We start from the raw sequence: 12206 nt of genomic DNA on the forward strand, positions 1-12206 counted from the left end.
AGCGCCAACATCGCATATCAACAGCGAACGCCGGCGCCGCCCCTCATCCGCCTGCCGGCACCTTCTCCCCGTATAGTGACGGGGAGAAGGGATGCTCTGGCAACCGCCCCGCTCTTCGGTTAGCCTCCTAAAAATTCCTTGGCGGAGGATGAACCTTTTTGGACCGATCAGCGACAGAGCAGACAGGAGCCAGGCGGCTCGACCGGCCATGACGGCAGCGACGGAGACCGATCGCGCTCTCGTCGACCGGGTCGCGAAGGGCGACCGTGCCGCCGTGCGGCTCCTGTTCATGCGTCACCACGCGCGGGTCTACCGCTTCGTGGCGCGCCAGACGGGATCGGAAATGATGGCCGACGATATCGCCAACGAAGTCTTCCTCGAGCTGTGGCGCCAGGCGCCCGGCTTCGAAGGGCGTTCCGAAGTCTCGACATGGCTGCTCGGCATCGCCCGTTTCAAGGCACTGTCCTTTCTGCGCAAGAAGAAGGAAGACTGGATCGACGACGAGGCCGCCGCCGCGGTGCCCGACGGCGCCGACACGCCGGAAGTCGTCACCATGAAGGAAGACAAGGCCGCCGCCCTGCGGCGCTTCGTCGACACCTTGCCCGAAGAGCATCGCGTCGTCATCGATCTTGCCTATTATCACGGACAATCGGTGAGCGAGATCGGCGAGGTGCTCGACATTCCGGTCGCCACCGTCAAGACCCGGATGTTCTACGCCCGCAAGAAACTCGGAGAGGCCCTCAAGGCCGCCGGTTACGACAGGGGGTGGCCATGAGTGCCGCTGAAAAAATGTCGCGCCGCGACGAAATGGAAACGCTTCTGCCGTTCTACCTGAACGGCTCGCTGGAAGGTTCCGACCTGGAAGCGGTCGAGGAATGGCTGGCCAGCGACCCGGCCGCACTTGCCGCCCTTGGTGAGGCTGAAGCCGAATTCTCCGGCGCCACGGCCGCCAACGAAGCAATCCGGCCGCCGGCCGATGCGCTCAGCCGCTTTGCAAAGGCACTCGACGCCGAGGCCGGGCCGGCGCGCAAGCCGGCAGGATCGTCTTGGCTGGCGCAGGCCTGGGGCCGCTTCATGGCGGTGCCGGTCGGTGTCGCCTGGGCGGCAGCCGCGGTTCTGCTAGCCCTGGTCATGGTGCAGTCGTTTGTCGAACCCGGCGGCAAAGGCAATGATTTCGAGATTGCCGGCGCGGAAAACGATCCGGCGAAAATGCCGTTCGCCCTGGTTAAGTTCATGCCGGATGCCAACATGTCGGACATATCCGCCTTCCTCGGCAGCAACGGGCTGAAGATCGTCGGCGGACCGACCGCCGACGGCGTGTTCCGGCTTGGCGTCCCGGCTGCCAACGCAGCCGACTACACCAGGCAAATCGGCCTTATTGCCGCCCAGCCCTTCGCGGAAACTGTGATCGAGGGAAGGAAACCGGTTGATGGCGGCTGAGGCAGTCATTCGATTTGCGGCAATCCTTGCGGCGGCGATGACAATCGTCGCCGTGCCCGCGTCGGCGCAGACCAACGACCCCAATCCAGACCAGACAAAAGTCGACTGCCGCGACGGGACCAATGCGGCGGGAGCCGACTGCGCCAAGAACGGCAATGACACAAAGGGCGGATCGGACGCAGGCCAATCCGGCGCCGTCTTCCTGCCGGCGCTGATTGTCGACCTTTTCCCCAATCCGGCGGCACCTCCAGCACCGCTGCCGACCCCACGGCCGGCGCCCGCGACTCCGCCAGCCGACAGTCAAGCCGGCCCCCCGCCTGGCGGCCCGATCGTCTCGCCGACCGATCTCATCGCCGTTCAGCCGCGGCGCGCCGTGGTCGGCGATTTTGTGCCCGACGAGGTGCTGGTGACCGTCGACGGCGATGCCGGTGCCGTGCAGCAGATCGCCGCCTCCTTCGGCCTGCAGGTGCGCTCGCAGCGCCAGTCGCGGCTGCTTGGCACCACGCTGGTGCGCTTCGGCATTCCCGACGGCCGGCCCGTCGGCGTCGTGCTGGCGCAACTGGCCGCCGACGGCCGCACACAGCGGCGCGAGCCCAATCATGTGTATTCGCTGCAGCAGGCCGCCGGCATCGTCAACTATGCGTTCGATCGTATCGTGCTCGATTCCAAACAGGCCAGCGGCGAAAACGTTCGCATCGCGGTGATCGACACCGGCATCGACGACACCAACCCGGCGCTGTCGGGCGTCATTGCCGGGCAGTTCGACGCCATGCCCGACGTGCCGATTGAAAAGCGCGATCACGGCACGTCGATCGACGGGCTGATCGCCGGCGTCGGCGCGCTGGAGGGCATGGCGCCGGGCGCCAGGATCTATCATGCCCGCGCCTTCGAGGGCGGCAAGTCGACCATGGACGTCATCCTGTCGGCGCTCGACTGGGCGGCGGAACAGGACGTGCGCATCATCAATATGAGCTTCGTCGGGCCGAAGAACGATTTGCTCGGCGTCGCCTGCCGCAATGCCCGCGCACTCGGCATGATGCTGGTCGCCGCAGCCGGCAACAACGGGCCGAAGGCGCCCTATGGCTATCCGGCGGCCTTCGATGGTGTCATCGCAGTCACCGCCACCGATGCCAAGGATGGGCTGATGCCGCAGGCCAATCGCGGCGCCTATGTCTTCATCTCGGCGCCCGGCGTCGAGATGGTGGCGCCGAGCGGCGGCGGTTCGGACGTGGTCACAGGCACCTCGTTTGCGGCGGCGATCGTGAGTGGCGCCATCGCCAATCTCATCCATGCCGCGCCTGATCGTTCGGCCGACGACATCGAGAAAGCGCTCGCGGCGACGGCCAGGGATCTCGGCCCAAAGGGACGCGACAATGATTTCGGCTACGGGCTGCTGGACATCAAGGCGGCAGGGGCTGCGAAGGAGTAAGGTCGGCGCTTGCAGCGCTTCGGGAGACAGTTCTAAACAGGCGCCCCCGCCACCGATCCCCTAACCACCAGGTCGACCGGCCAGACCTCGCCGCGAGCGCCCTCCTCCAGGCCGGAAATCCGTGCCGCCAGCCGCTCGGCGACACGGGCGCCGGCCAGACGGATCGATGAACGCGTCGTTGACAGCGGCACCGAAAAATTCTCCGGCCTCAGCCAGGGGAAGACATCGTCATGGGCGATCAGCGACACGTCGCCCGGAATGCTCAGGCCGAGGTCGCGCACCGCACGCACGACGCCCAGCGCCATGATCAGGCTGGAGCAGGCGATCGCGGTCGGCGCGTCGTCCTCTTCCAGCAAGCGCCTGGTGGCGCGATAGCCGTTCTCCTCGGTCATATCGACCGAGCAGACATGGCGTTCGCTCAATGTCAGTCCGCTCGCGGCAAGCGCCCGGCGCACGCCGCGTTCTCGATGGATGGCGAAGGTCTCGCGGTCGTCACCATTGATCAGCGCCAGCCGCCGATGACCGAGCTGGATCAGCAGCCTGGCCGCTTCGTGGAAGGCGCCCTCATTGTCGATGTCGGTAAAAGCATAGTCGAAGTCGAAGCCCTCACTGCGGCCATGGACGATGAAGGGAATGCCGAGCGCGTTGACCAGCGCCACGCGCCGGTCAGCGGGCCTCGGCGAGGAGATGTAGACGGCGTCGACCTGCCGGTTGGCGACGATGCGCCGGTAAGTGGTTTCCTGGTCGTCGGCGTCGGACGGCGACAGCACAAGGTCGAGCTCGTGCGAGCGGGCATAGTCGCCAAGACCGGACAGGAACTCGACGAAATGCGGATCGATGTCGACGGACGCACCGGTCGGCAGGACATAGCCGATCATGCCGGTCTTGCCGGTCGCCAGCCGGCGCGCGCTCGGGTTGGGACGATAGCCATGGCGCTTGGCGGCATCCATGACACGCCTGCGCGTCTCCTCGTTGACCTCGGGATAGCCGTTCAGCGCACGGCTTACCGTGGTTTGCGAAAGTGCCAGCATATGGGCGAGCTGCTTGAGGTTCACGAAAGGTCTCCATTCCCTCAAAGCGCTTTTAAATTGAATCGACCCAAGTGCCACCGGGGCCGAGCCATACCAAGCCGAACCATAGACGCGGTTCGGGCGTGTTTGAAACAAAAACTGCTGCTGCATCGCCATAATAGTATGTTGCAGCGCACTTTTAGGGGTGCAAATGCGCAACCTAAATCGATTAATCCGCCAGCCTCTTGACTTCCTGGCAATTCAATGGCGTGATCGAAAAAGCCAAAGCGCTTTGGAAGACTCTTCGAAAGGTTGCGGTTCCTTTCCGACTGAGTCACAGTCCTGCGGCGTCGGCGGGCGGAATGGAGGTTCCGTCCGGTGTGTGAGACCCACTGGGAGGAATACCGATGAAGAAAATGCTTTTGCTGGGTGCTGCCTTTGCCACGTTCGCCCTGAACGCGCCCGCGCAGGCCGAACTGAAGTTCAAGCCCGGCGAAGACAAGCGCTTCAACTGGGCGAACTACGAAGAGCTCAAGAAAGTCGACCTCAAGGGTGAGACGCTGTCGATCTTCGGACCGTGGCGCGGCGAGGACGAAGGCCTGGTGCGTGGCGTTCTCGACTATTTCTCGGAAGCCACCGGCGTCGAGATCAAATACTCCTCCTCGGAGAATTACGAGCAGCAGATCGTCATCGACACGCAGGCCGGCAGCCCGCCGAACATCGCCGTGCTGCCGCAGCCGGGCCTCATCCAGGACCTGGCGTCGAAGGGCCTTTTGACGCCGCTCGGTGACGACACCGCCAAATGGGTCAAGGACAATTACGGTGCCGGCCAGTCATGGGTCGATCTCGGCACCTTCAAGGACAAGGACGGCAAGCCGGGCTTCTTCGCCTTCCCTTACAAGGCCGACGTGAAGTCGCTGGTCTGGTATTCGCCGGATAATTTCGAGGAAGCCGGCTACAAGGTGCCGAAGACGCAGGAAGAACTCGCCGATCTCGAAAAGAAGATCATCGCCGATGGCGGCAAGCCGTGGTGCATCGGCCTCGGCTCCGGCGGCGCCACCGGCTGGCCGGCGACCGACTGGGTCGAAGACCTGATGCTGCGCACCCAGCCTCCGGAGGTCTACGACAAATGGGTGAAGAACGAGATCCCGTTCAACGACCCCGCAGTGGTCAACGCCATCGACATTTTCGGCAAGATCGCCACCGACGACAAGATGGTGGACGGCGGCGCCAAGGCGGTTGCGGCGACCGATTTCCGCGACAGCCCGAAGGGCCTCTTTTCGGTGCCGCCGAAATGCTACCTGCACCACCAGGCATCGTTCATCCCGACCTTCTTCCCGGAAGGCACCAAGGTCGGCCAGGACGCGGACTTCTTCTACTTCCCGCCCTATGCCTCCAAGCCTGAACTGGGCACGCCCGTGCTCGGCGCCGGTACGCTGGCGATGATCACCAAGGACAGCAAGAGCGCGCGCGCATTCATCGAATTCCTGAAGATGCCGCTCGCCCACGAGATCTGGATGGCCGAAGGCGGCTTCGTGACGCCGCTCAAGTCGGTCAACAAGGATGCCTATGCCAGCGACGCGCTGAAGAAGCAGGGCGAAATCCTCGCCAATGCCTCGACTTTCCGCTTCGACGGTTCCGACCTGATGCCGGGCAAGATCGGCGCCGGCGCCTTCTGGACCGGCATGATCGACCTGGTCGGCGGCAAGTCGGCGCAGGACGTCGCCACCGACATCCAGAAGAGCTGGGACGCGATCAAGTAGCGGCCGGCACGTAAGCGACCAACCATTCTCGCACTGGATCCGGGCCCTACTGGCCCGGATCCGACGGCGGCCCGTGCCGCAGCCTTTCGTCATGAGCGCATTGACATGAAGCGCGATCGGCAATGTGCGCAAGCCGCCGATGACGCGCTCCAAACAACTGAATCGGCGCCTGGTCCCCGTCACCAAGGTCATTCCTTGTCGGATCATGCGCAGGGGGAGAGGGACCCATGGCGGCTCAGATTTTCTCGGCCATATTCGTCATCATCGTCGGGGTCGGCGGTTGCGTCGCCTATTTCTGGGGCGCCAACAAACTGGTCGACCTGATATTCCCGTCACGCGGCGTCGCCGGTGCCGCGGCCATCGACAATCTGCGTCGGCAAGGGCTGGTACGGCCATGGCTGTTCGTCGGTCCGGCGATGATCATCCTCACCATTTACCTGATCTATCCGGTGGTCGAGACGCTGCGGCTGTCGTTCCTCGATCGCAGCGGCATCAATTTCGTCGGCCTGGCGAACTATGAATGGGCGTTCGGCGATCGCGAGTTCCGCAACTCGATCCTCAACAACATCATCTGGCTGGCGGTGGTGCCGGCCGCCTGCACCTTTCTCGGGCTGATCATCGCTGTGCTCACCGACAAGATCTGGTGGGGCACGATCGCCAAGAGCCTGATCTTCCTGCCACTGGCGATCTCCTTCGTCGGCGCCAGCGTGATCTGGAAATTCATCTACGAGTATCGCGGCGAGGGCCAGACGCAGATCGGCATCCTCAACGCCATCATCCAGCATTTCGGCGGCCAGCCGCAGGTCTGGATATCGCTGCCGTTCTGGAACAATTTCTTCCTGATGGTGATCCTGATCTGGATCCAGACCGGGTTCGCCATGGTCATCCTGTCCTCCGCCTTGCGCGGCATTCCCGAGGAAACGCTGGAAGCCGCCGTCATCGACGGCGCCAATCCGTTCCAGATCTTCTGGAAGATCATGGTGCCGCAGATCTGGGGCACCATCGCCGTCGTCTGGACCACGATCACCATCCTGGTGCTCAAAGTGTTCGACATCGTGCTGACCATGACCAACGGCCAGTGGAACAGCCAGGTGCTGGCCAATCTGATGTTCGACTGGATGTTCCGAGGCGGCGGCGATTTCGGCCGCGGCGCCACCATCGCCATCATCATCATGATCGCGGTCATCCCGATCATGGTCTGGAACATCCGCCAGGCGAACAAAGAGACGGGAGGACATTGAGATGGCCGTCGCGACCGGAAAATCCTTCGCCAGCCGCTTTGGCGTCCACATCGCAGTGCTCGTCTTCGTCGCCATCTGGACCATCCCGACGCTCGGCATCCTGGTCTCGTCGCTGCGCGACAAGAACCAGATCATCGCCTCGGGCTGGTGGAATTCGTTCTCCAACTCCACCCAGACCGAAGCCGGCCGGCTGCCAGCCGCCTCGACGCAAGTCGAAAAGGACGGCAAGTTCGTTCTCGAGGGCAACATCTTCGGCGACGGTGCTGCCCGCGACATCAGCGCCTTCGGCGTCAAATCGGCGGCACCGACGCAATATCCCGCCGGCACGACGGCCGATCTCGGCGACGGCGTGACCCTGCAGCTCAACGCCGACGGCAGCTTCGTCATGGCCTCGCCCAAGGCATTCGAAGGCGATCGCGGCCAGCGGGTCTACTATGCCTCGTCGGCGCCACCGAAATTCACCACCGACAATTACAAGACGGTGTTGTTTTCAGAGGGCATCGGGCGGTCGTTCATGAACTCGCTGACCGTCACCATTCCGGCGACCGTGATCCCGATCCTGATTGCGGCCTTTGCCGCCTATGCGCTGGCCTGGATGCGGTTTCCCGGCCGGGCGCTGCTGATCGCGGTCATCATCGGCCTGCTGGTGGTGCCATTGCAGATGTCGCTGATCCCGTTGTTGAAACTCTATAATGGCGTCGGCGCTTTCTTCGGCATGCCGTCGAAGACCTATCTCGGCATCTGGCTGGCGCATACCGGCTTCGGCCTGCCCTTCGCCATCTACCTGCTGCGCAGCTACATTGCCGGCCTGCCGCGCGAAATCATGGAATCGGCGCGCATCGACGGCGCCAGCGATTTCGAGATCTTCGTCAAGATCGTCTTGCCGCTGTCGTTCCCGGTGCTGGCTTCGTTTGCCATCTTCCAGTTCCTGTGGGTATGGAACGATCTGCTGGTGGCGATGGTTTTCCTCGGTACAGAGGCGGACCAGATCGTGCTGACCGCCAAGCTCAACGCGCTGTTGGGCTCACGCGGCGGCGACTGGGAGATTCTGACGACATCGGCTTTCGTGACCATAATCGTGCCGCTGATCGTGTTCTTCTCGCTGCAGCGCTATTTTGTCCGCGGGCTGCTTGCCGGCTCGGTGAAAGGAGGCTGAGACGATGCAATCCGCTTTGAAGGCCAGCTCGAAGCCTGACCTCGCCATCGATCGCGACTGGTGGCGGGGCGCGGTGATCTACCAGATCTATCCGCGCAGCTATCAGGACTCGAATGGCGACGGCATCGGAGATCTCAAGGGCATCATAGGCCGCCTCCCCTACATCGCCGCACTCGGCGCGGATGCCATCTGGATTTCGCCGTTCTTCAAGTCGCCGATGAAAGATTTCGGCTATGACGTATCGGATTACTGCGATGTCGATCCGATGTTCGGCACGCTGGCCGATTTCGACGCGCTGACCGCCGAGGCGCACAGGCTGGGCTTGAAGGTGATGATCGACGAGGTGCTGTCGCACACCGCCGACAACCACCCATGGTTCAAGGAAAGCCGGTCGAGCCGCAGCAACCCGAAAGCCGACTGGTACGTCTGGGCAGACGCCAGGCCGGACGGCACGCCGCCCAACAACTGGCTGTCGATCTTCGGCGGCTCGGCCTGGCAATGGGACACCAGCCGCCAGCAATATTACATGCACAATTTCCTGGCCGAACAGCCCGACCTCAACTTCCACAACCACGAAGTCCAGGACGCATTGCTCGACGTCACCCGCTTCTGGCTGGAGCGCGGCGTCGATGGTTTCCGGCTCGACACCATCAATTTCTACTTCCACAGCCAGGGCCTGGAAAACAATCCGCCGCTGCCGCCGGAAGAGCGCAACGACCAGACCGCGCCGGCGGTCAACCCCTACAACTACCAGGACCATCTCTACGACAAGAGCCGGCCCGAGAACCTCGGCTTCCTCGAACGGTTCCGTGCCCTGCTTGATGAATATCCGGCAACCGCAGCGGTCGGCGAGGTCGGCGATTCGCAGCGCGGGCTTGAAGTGGTTGCCGCCTACACCGCCGGCGGCAAGCGCGTGCATATGTGCTACTCCTTCGATTTCCTGGCGCCGGAAAAGATCAGCGCGGGCAAGGTTCGCTCGGTGCTGGAATCCTTCGGCAAGGTCGCCAGCGACGGCTGGTCGTGCTGGGCCTTTTCCAACCATGACGTGATGCGCCCGGCCTCGCGCTGGGCGGCCAATGAGGCCGACCCGACAGCCTATCTCAAGGTCATCTCGGCGCTGCTGATGTCCCTGCGCGGTTCGGTCTGCATCTATCAGGGCGAGGAGCTTGGGCTCGGTGAAGCAGAGCTGCGATTCGAGGATTTGCAGGATCCCTATGGCATCCGCTTCTGGCCGGAATTCAAGGGCCGCGACGGCTGCCGCACACCGATGGTGTGGGATGGCGGCGCCAAGAATGGCGGCTTCTCCCCAGCAAAGCCCTGGCTGCCGGTGCCGGCCAAGCATCTAGCGCAAGCGGTCAATGTCCAACAGGGCGACGAGGCTTCGCTGCTTGAGCACTACCGACGCTTTCTCACCTTCCGGCGTGCCCATCCGGCGCTCGCCAAGGGCGACATCAATTTCATCGAAAGTGAGGGAGATACCGTCGCCTTCACGCGCCGCGCAGGCAACGAGCAGATCGTCTGCGTCTTCAATCTGGGAGCCGGGCCGGCCAAGGTTGACCTTGGCGGCCGATCGCTGCAACCTCTGCCCGGGCACGGATTTTCGGGGCAGGCGAACAGCGGTTCCATCGAGCTTGGCGGCTACGGCGCCTGGTTCGGGCGTCTCGACTGAATTTCCAATCACTGGAGGAAACCAAATGGCCGATGTCACGCTAAGACAAGTGAAGAAGTCCTACGGCAATCTGAACATTCTCCACGGCATCGACCTCGATATTAAGTCGGGCGAGTTCATCGTCTTCGTCGGCCCGTCGGGCTGCGGCAAGTCGACATTGCTGAGATCGATCGCCGGGCTCGAGGAAATCACCTCCGGCGAGCTTAGAATAGCCGGCGAAGTGGTGAACGACGTGCCGCCGTCGAAGCGCGGCATCGCCATGGTGTTCCAGTCCTACGCGCTCTACCCGCACATGACCGTCTACGACAACATGGCGTTCTCGATGAAGATCGGCAAAGAGAACAAGGCCGAGATCGACCGCCGTGTGCGTCAGGCCGCCGAGATCCTGCAATTGACCAAATATCTCGACCGCCTGCCCAAGGCGATGTCAGGCGGCCAGCGCCAGCGCGTCGCCATCGGCCGCGCCATCGTGCGCAATCCGAAGGTGTTCCTGTTCGACGAGCCGCTTTCGAACCTCGACGCCGCGCTGCGCGTCGCCACCCGCATCGAAATCGCCAAGCTCAAGGAATCGATGCCCAACACGACCATGATCTACGTCACCCACGATCAGGTCGAGGCGATGACGCTGGCCGACCGCATCGTGGTGCTCAAGGACGGCCATATCGAGCAGGTCGGCACGCCGATGGATCTCTACAAGAAGCCCGGCAATCTGTTCGTTGCCCAGTTCATTGGCTCGCCGGCCATGAACATCCTGCCCGCGACCATCGACAAGTCAGGCAATCCGACCGTCGTCAGCCATGTCGGCGGACGCAAGGCAACCGTGCCGATCGCAACGCCGGCTTCGGCGAAGGGTGCTGCGGTGAGCTTTGGCGTGCGGCCGGAGGACCTGATCATCGCCAGCGGCGCGGACTATCTGTTCGAGGGGACGGTCGACTATGTCGAGCAGCTCGGCGAGGTGCAGCTGGTCTATGTCGACATCGGTCGCGCCGACCTGCCGCTGGTGACCAAGCTGCCCGGCAATGTCGAGGTCAAGCGTGGTTCGACGTTGCGGCTGAGCGCCAATGGCGAGGACCTGCATATCTTCGACGCTGACGGACGGTCGTTTGCCCTTCATGAGGCTGAAGCGAAGGCGGCCTGAGGCAGGACCGCGTCTTGGACGCAAAAAGAGCGGCGGGCTAGGCCCGCCGCTCTTTTGTTGAAGATCAGCTTCGGCTGTTAACGGCCGAAGAGATTCCGGTCGCTGCCCTGAGGGGCGGACTTCTCCACGTCGCCCGACGAATTGAGCAGCTTCTCGACGAGGCCACCGCTGTTGCGGACCGAGCTCGTATGCGCGCTGTCAACCGAAGTAACCGCAGGCTGATTGGCGCCATTGGAGCCAAAGTTGTCGCTGCCGGCGAACGCGCTGCCGGTGATGGCCAGAACGGCGGCGGCAGCAATAAGGATCTTGTTCATTTTAATCTCCTGAATTCTGGATTTCGCCAGGACGGCAGACACAGCTGCCGTCGCTTGCGAAATTGGCTGTTAGCGACCGAAGAGGTTACGGTCGCTGCCCTGAGCGGGCGTCTGGGCAGCCGGTTCCGAGGTCTTGGTGGAAGCCGTGTACGACTGGTCCACTGCGGCGGCAGGCTGGTTAGAGCCGTTCGAACCGTAGTTGTCGCTGCCGGCGAAAGCGCTGCCGGAGATGGCCAGAACGGCGGCGGCGGCAATGAAGATCTTGTTCATCTTAAATACTCCTGAATGTCTGAATTTCGCCAGGGCGGCGGGCGAGCCCGCCGTCGACTGGGAATCGGCTGTTAGTTGTTGCCGAAGAGGTTGCGGTCAGCACCCTGGGCAGGCGCCTGAGCAGCCGGTTCCGACTTCTTGGTCGAAGCGGTGTACGAGCTGTCGACAGCAGTGGCTGCCGCGGCGTTCGAACCGTAGTGGTCGCTACCAGCGAAGGCGCTGCCGGAAATGGCCAAAAGGGCTGCGGCAGTGAGAATGATCTTTTTCATTTTTGTACTCCAGTATCGTCTTTTTCCGTCCGTCTAGCGGCGTGTCTTGGAAATGAAATCGCGTCGTTCGGACAGCTCCGATGTGGGAGGGCAACCCCGCCTTTTCCAATCACGAAGTTGTTCCGTGTGGACCATGAATCCACACCTTGAAATTGTGCCAAGGGAATCTACGGGTATATTTTTCTTCTTTATATCAGCATGTTAGATGTAACCACTGGATGGATCACCGACTGTTTCAGAGGCCCAGCGTTCACACCGTCCTGCACGCACCGTCAACAGAAACGAACCGTTCGGTTCGATTTTAGATCGAGCTAATAGTCACTTTTCGAAACCGTTAACCTTTTTTGACCCCGCCAAGGGATCCGATTCGGGGATATCGCTGCCGGCAAAATGGCCATCCGGGAGGTGGATTTCAGCCCGCGACGGTCTGCGGGAACGTTCGCATGCCGTGTCGCGCCGCATGGATACGATGTCGTTTTCATGCCGACGGCGCGCCCCCGATCGTGG

Annotated in this window: 12 protein-coding genes; 8 read left to right on the top strand and 4 right to left on the bottom strand. The window is 62.6% G+C overall.

Features of this window, described 5'->3' with window-relative positions; genetic code table 11:
* The first annotated feature begins 208 nt into the window (after positions 1 to 208).
* The 3 genes from NKI99_RS18405 to NKI99_RS18415 are packed head-to-tail and all read left to right on the top strand — an operon-like array spanning position 209 to position 2869.
* Entirely contained in the window at positions 209 to 775 is a 567-nt protein-coding gene (locus NKI99_RS18405; RefSeq protein WP_127268161.1) for a sigma-70 family RNA polymerase sigma factor, read from the top strand.
* Entirely contained in the window at positions 772 to 1440 is a 669-nt protein-coding gene (locus NKI99_RS18410; RefSeq protein ID WP_352611608.1) for an anti-sigma factor, read from the top strand. Before NKI99_RS18405 ends, NKI99_RS18410 begins: the two co-directional genes overlap by 4 nt.
* Positions 1430 to 2869: a S8 family serine peptidase gene (locus NKI99_RS18415; protein WP_352611609.1), complete on the top strand. Its 1440-nt coding sequence runs from the start codon at positions 1430 to 1432 to the stop codon at positions 2867 to 2869. Before NKI99_RS18410 ends, NKI99_RS18415 begins: the two co-directional genes overlap by 11 nt.
* Before the next feature lie 32 nt (positions 2870 to 2901).
* On the opposite strand, the gene NKI99_RS18420 is transcribed toward NKI99_RS18415, so the two are convergent.
* Positions 2902 to 3924, bottom strand: a complete 1023-nt coding sequence (locus tag NKI99_RS18420) for a LacI family DNA-binding transcriptional regulator (protein WP_352611610.1) — start codon at positions 3922 to 3924, stop codon at positions 2902 to 2904.
* 362 nt (positions 3925 to 4286) lie between these two features.
* Between NKI99_RS18420 and NKI99_RS18425 the strand changes: the two genes are divergently transcribed.
* The 5 genes from NKI99_RS18425 (at position 4287) to NKI99_RS18445 (ending at position 10846) form a co-directional block, all read left to right on the top strand.
* Positions 4287 to 5642: an ABC transporter substrate-binding protein gene (locus NKI99_RS18425; RefSeq protein WP_127267791.1), complete on the top strand. Its 1356-nt coding sequence runs from the start codon at positions 4287 to 4289 to the stop codon at positions 5640 to 5642.
* A 227-nt stretch (positions 5643 to 5869) separates the two neighbouring features.
* Positions 5870 to 6883 (top strand): carbohydrate ABC transporter permease, encoded by a 1014-nt coding sequence (locus NKI99_RS18430; RefSeq protein WP_352611611.1) that lies wholly within the window; start codon positions 5870 to 5872, stop codon positions 6881 to 6883.
* 1 nt (position 6884) lies between these two features.
* Entirely contained in the window at positions 6885 to 8039 is a 1155-nt protein-coding gene (locus tag NKI99_RS18435) for a carbohydrate ABC transporter permease (RefSeq protein WP_352611612.1), read from the top strand.
* A gap of 4 nt (positions 8040 to 8043) precedes the next feature.
* Positions 8044 to 9708 (top strand): beta-galactosidase BglA, encoded by a 1665-nt coding sequence (gene bglA, locus NKI99_RS18440; RefSeq protein WP_352611613.1) that lies wholly within the window; start codon positions 8044 to 8046, stop codon positions 9706 to 9708.
* Positions 9709 to 9733: 25 nt separating this feature from the next.
* The gene (locus tag NKI99_RS18445) at positions 9734 to 10846 is read left to right on the top strand and encodes an ABC transporter ATP-binding protein (RefSeq protein WP_352611614.1); all 1113 of its coding nucleotides are present in this window, start codon (positions 9734 to 9736) and stop codon (positions 10844 to 10846) included.
* A 77-nt stretch (positions 10847 to 10923) separates the two neighbouring features.
* On the opposite strand, the gene NKI99_RS18450 is transcribed toward NKI99_RS18445, so the two are convergent.
* From NKI99_RS18450 to NKI99_RS18460, 3 genes are all read right to left on the bottom strand, one after another.
* Positions 10924 to 11160, bottom strand: coding sequence for a DUF680 domain-containing protein (locus NKI99_RS18450; protein ID WP_023813652.1), 237 nt, complete (start codon positions 11158 to 11160; stop codon positions 10924 to 10926).
* 69 nt (positions 11161 to 11229) lie between these two features.
* Positions 11230 to 11430, bottom strand: coding sequence for a DUF680 domain-containing protein (locus tag NKI99_RS18455; protein WP_352611615.1), 201 nt, complete (start codon positions 11428 to 11430; stop codon positions 11230 to 11232).
* 71 nt (positions 11431 to 11501) lie between these two features.
* Positions 11502 to 11699, bottom strand: a complete 198-nt coding sequence (locus NKI99_RS18460) for a DUF680 domain-containing protein (RefSeq protein ID WP_013528268.1) — start codon at positions 11697 to 11699, stop codon at positions 11502 to 11504.
* Positions 11700 to 12206: the final 507 nt, after the last annotated feature.

It is taken from the genome of Mesorhizobium sp. M0239 (assembly GCF_040321815.1).
GTDB lineage: Bacteria > Pseudomonadota > Alphaproteobacteria > Rhizobiales > Rhizobiaceae > Mesorhizobium.

Excerpts from the sequence above, each read along its gene's own strand:
- NKI99_RS18405 (WP_127268161.1), top strand. The coding sequence starts at position 209 with ATGACGGCAGCGACGGAGACCGATCGCGCTCTCGTCGACCGGGTCGCG.
- NKI99_RS18410 (WP_352611608.1), top strand. The coding sequence starts at position 772 with ATGAGTGCCGCTGAAAAAATGTCGCGCCGCGACGAAATGGAAACGCTT.
- NKI99_RS18415 (WP_352611609.1), top strand. The coding sequence starts at position 1,430 with ATGGCGGCTGAGGCAGTCATTCGATTTGCGGCAATCCTTGCGGCGGCG.
- NKI99_RS18425 (WP_127267791.1), top strand. The coding sequence starts at position 4,287 with ATGAAGAAAATGCTTTTGCTGGGTGCTGCCTTTGCCACGTTCGCCCTG.
- NKI99_RS18430 (WP_352611611.1), top strand. The coding sequence starts at position 5,870 with ATGGCGGCTCAGATTTTCTCGGCCATATTCGTCATCATCGTCGGGGTC.
- NKI99_RS18435 (WP_352611612.1), top strand. The coding sequence starts at position 6,885 with ATGGCCGTCGCGACCGGAAAATCCTTCGCCAGCCGCTTTGGCGTCCAC.
- bglA (WP_352611613.1), top strand. The coding sequence starts at position 8,044 with ATGCAATCCGCTTTGAAGGCCAGCTCGAAGCCTGACCTCGCCATCGAT.
- NKI99_RS18445 (WP_352611614.1), top strand. The coding sequence starts at position 9,734 with ATGGCCGATGTCACGCTAAGACAAGTGAAGAAGTCCTACGGCAATCTG.
- NKI99_RS18450 (WP_023813652.1), bottom strand. The coding sequence starts at position 11,160 with ATGAACAAGATCCTTATTGCTGCCGCCGCCGTTCTGGCCATCACCGGC.
- NKI99_RS18455 (WP_352611615.1), bottom strand. The coding sequence starts at position 11,430 with ATGAACAAGATCTTCATTGCCGCCGCCGCCGTTCTGGCCATCTCCGGC.
- NKI99_RS18460 (WP_013528268.1), bottom strand. The coding sequence starts at position 11,699 with ATGAAAAAGATCATTCTCACTGCCGCAGCCCTTTTGGCCATTTCCGGC.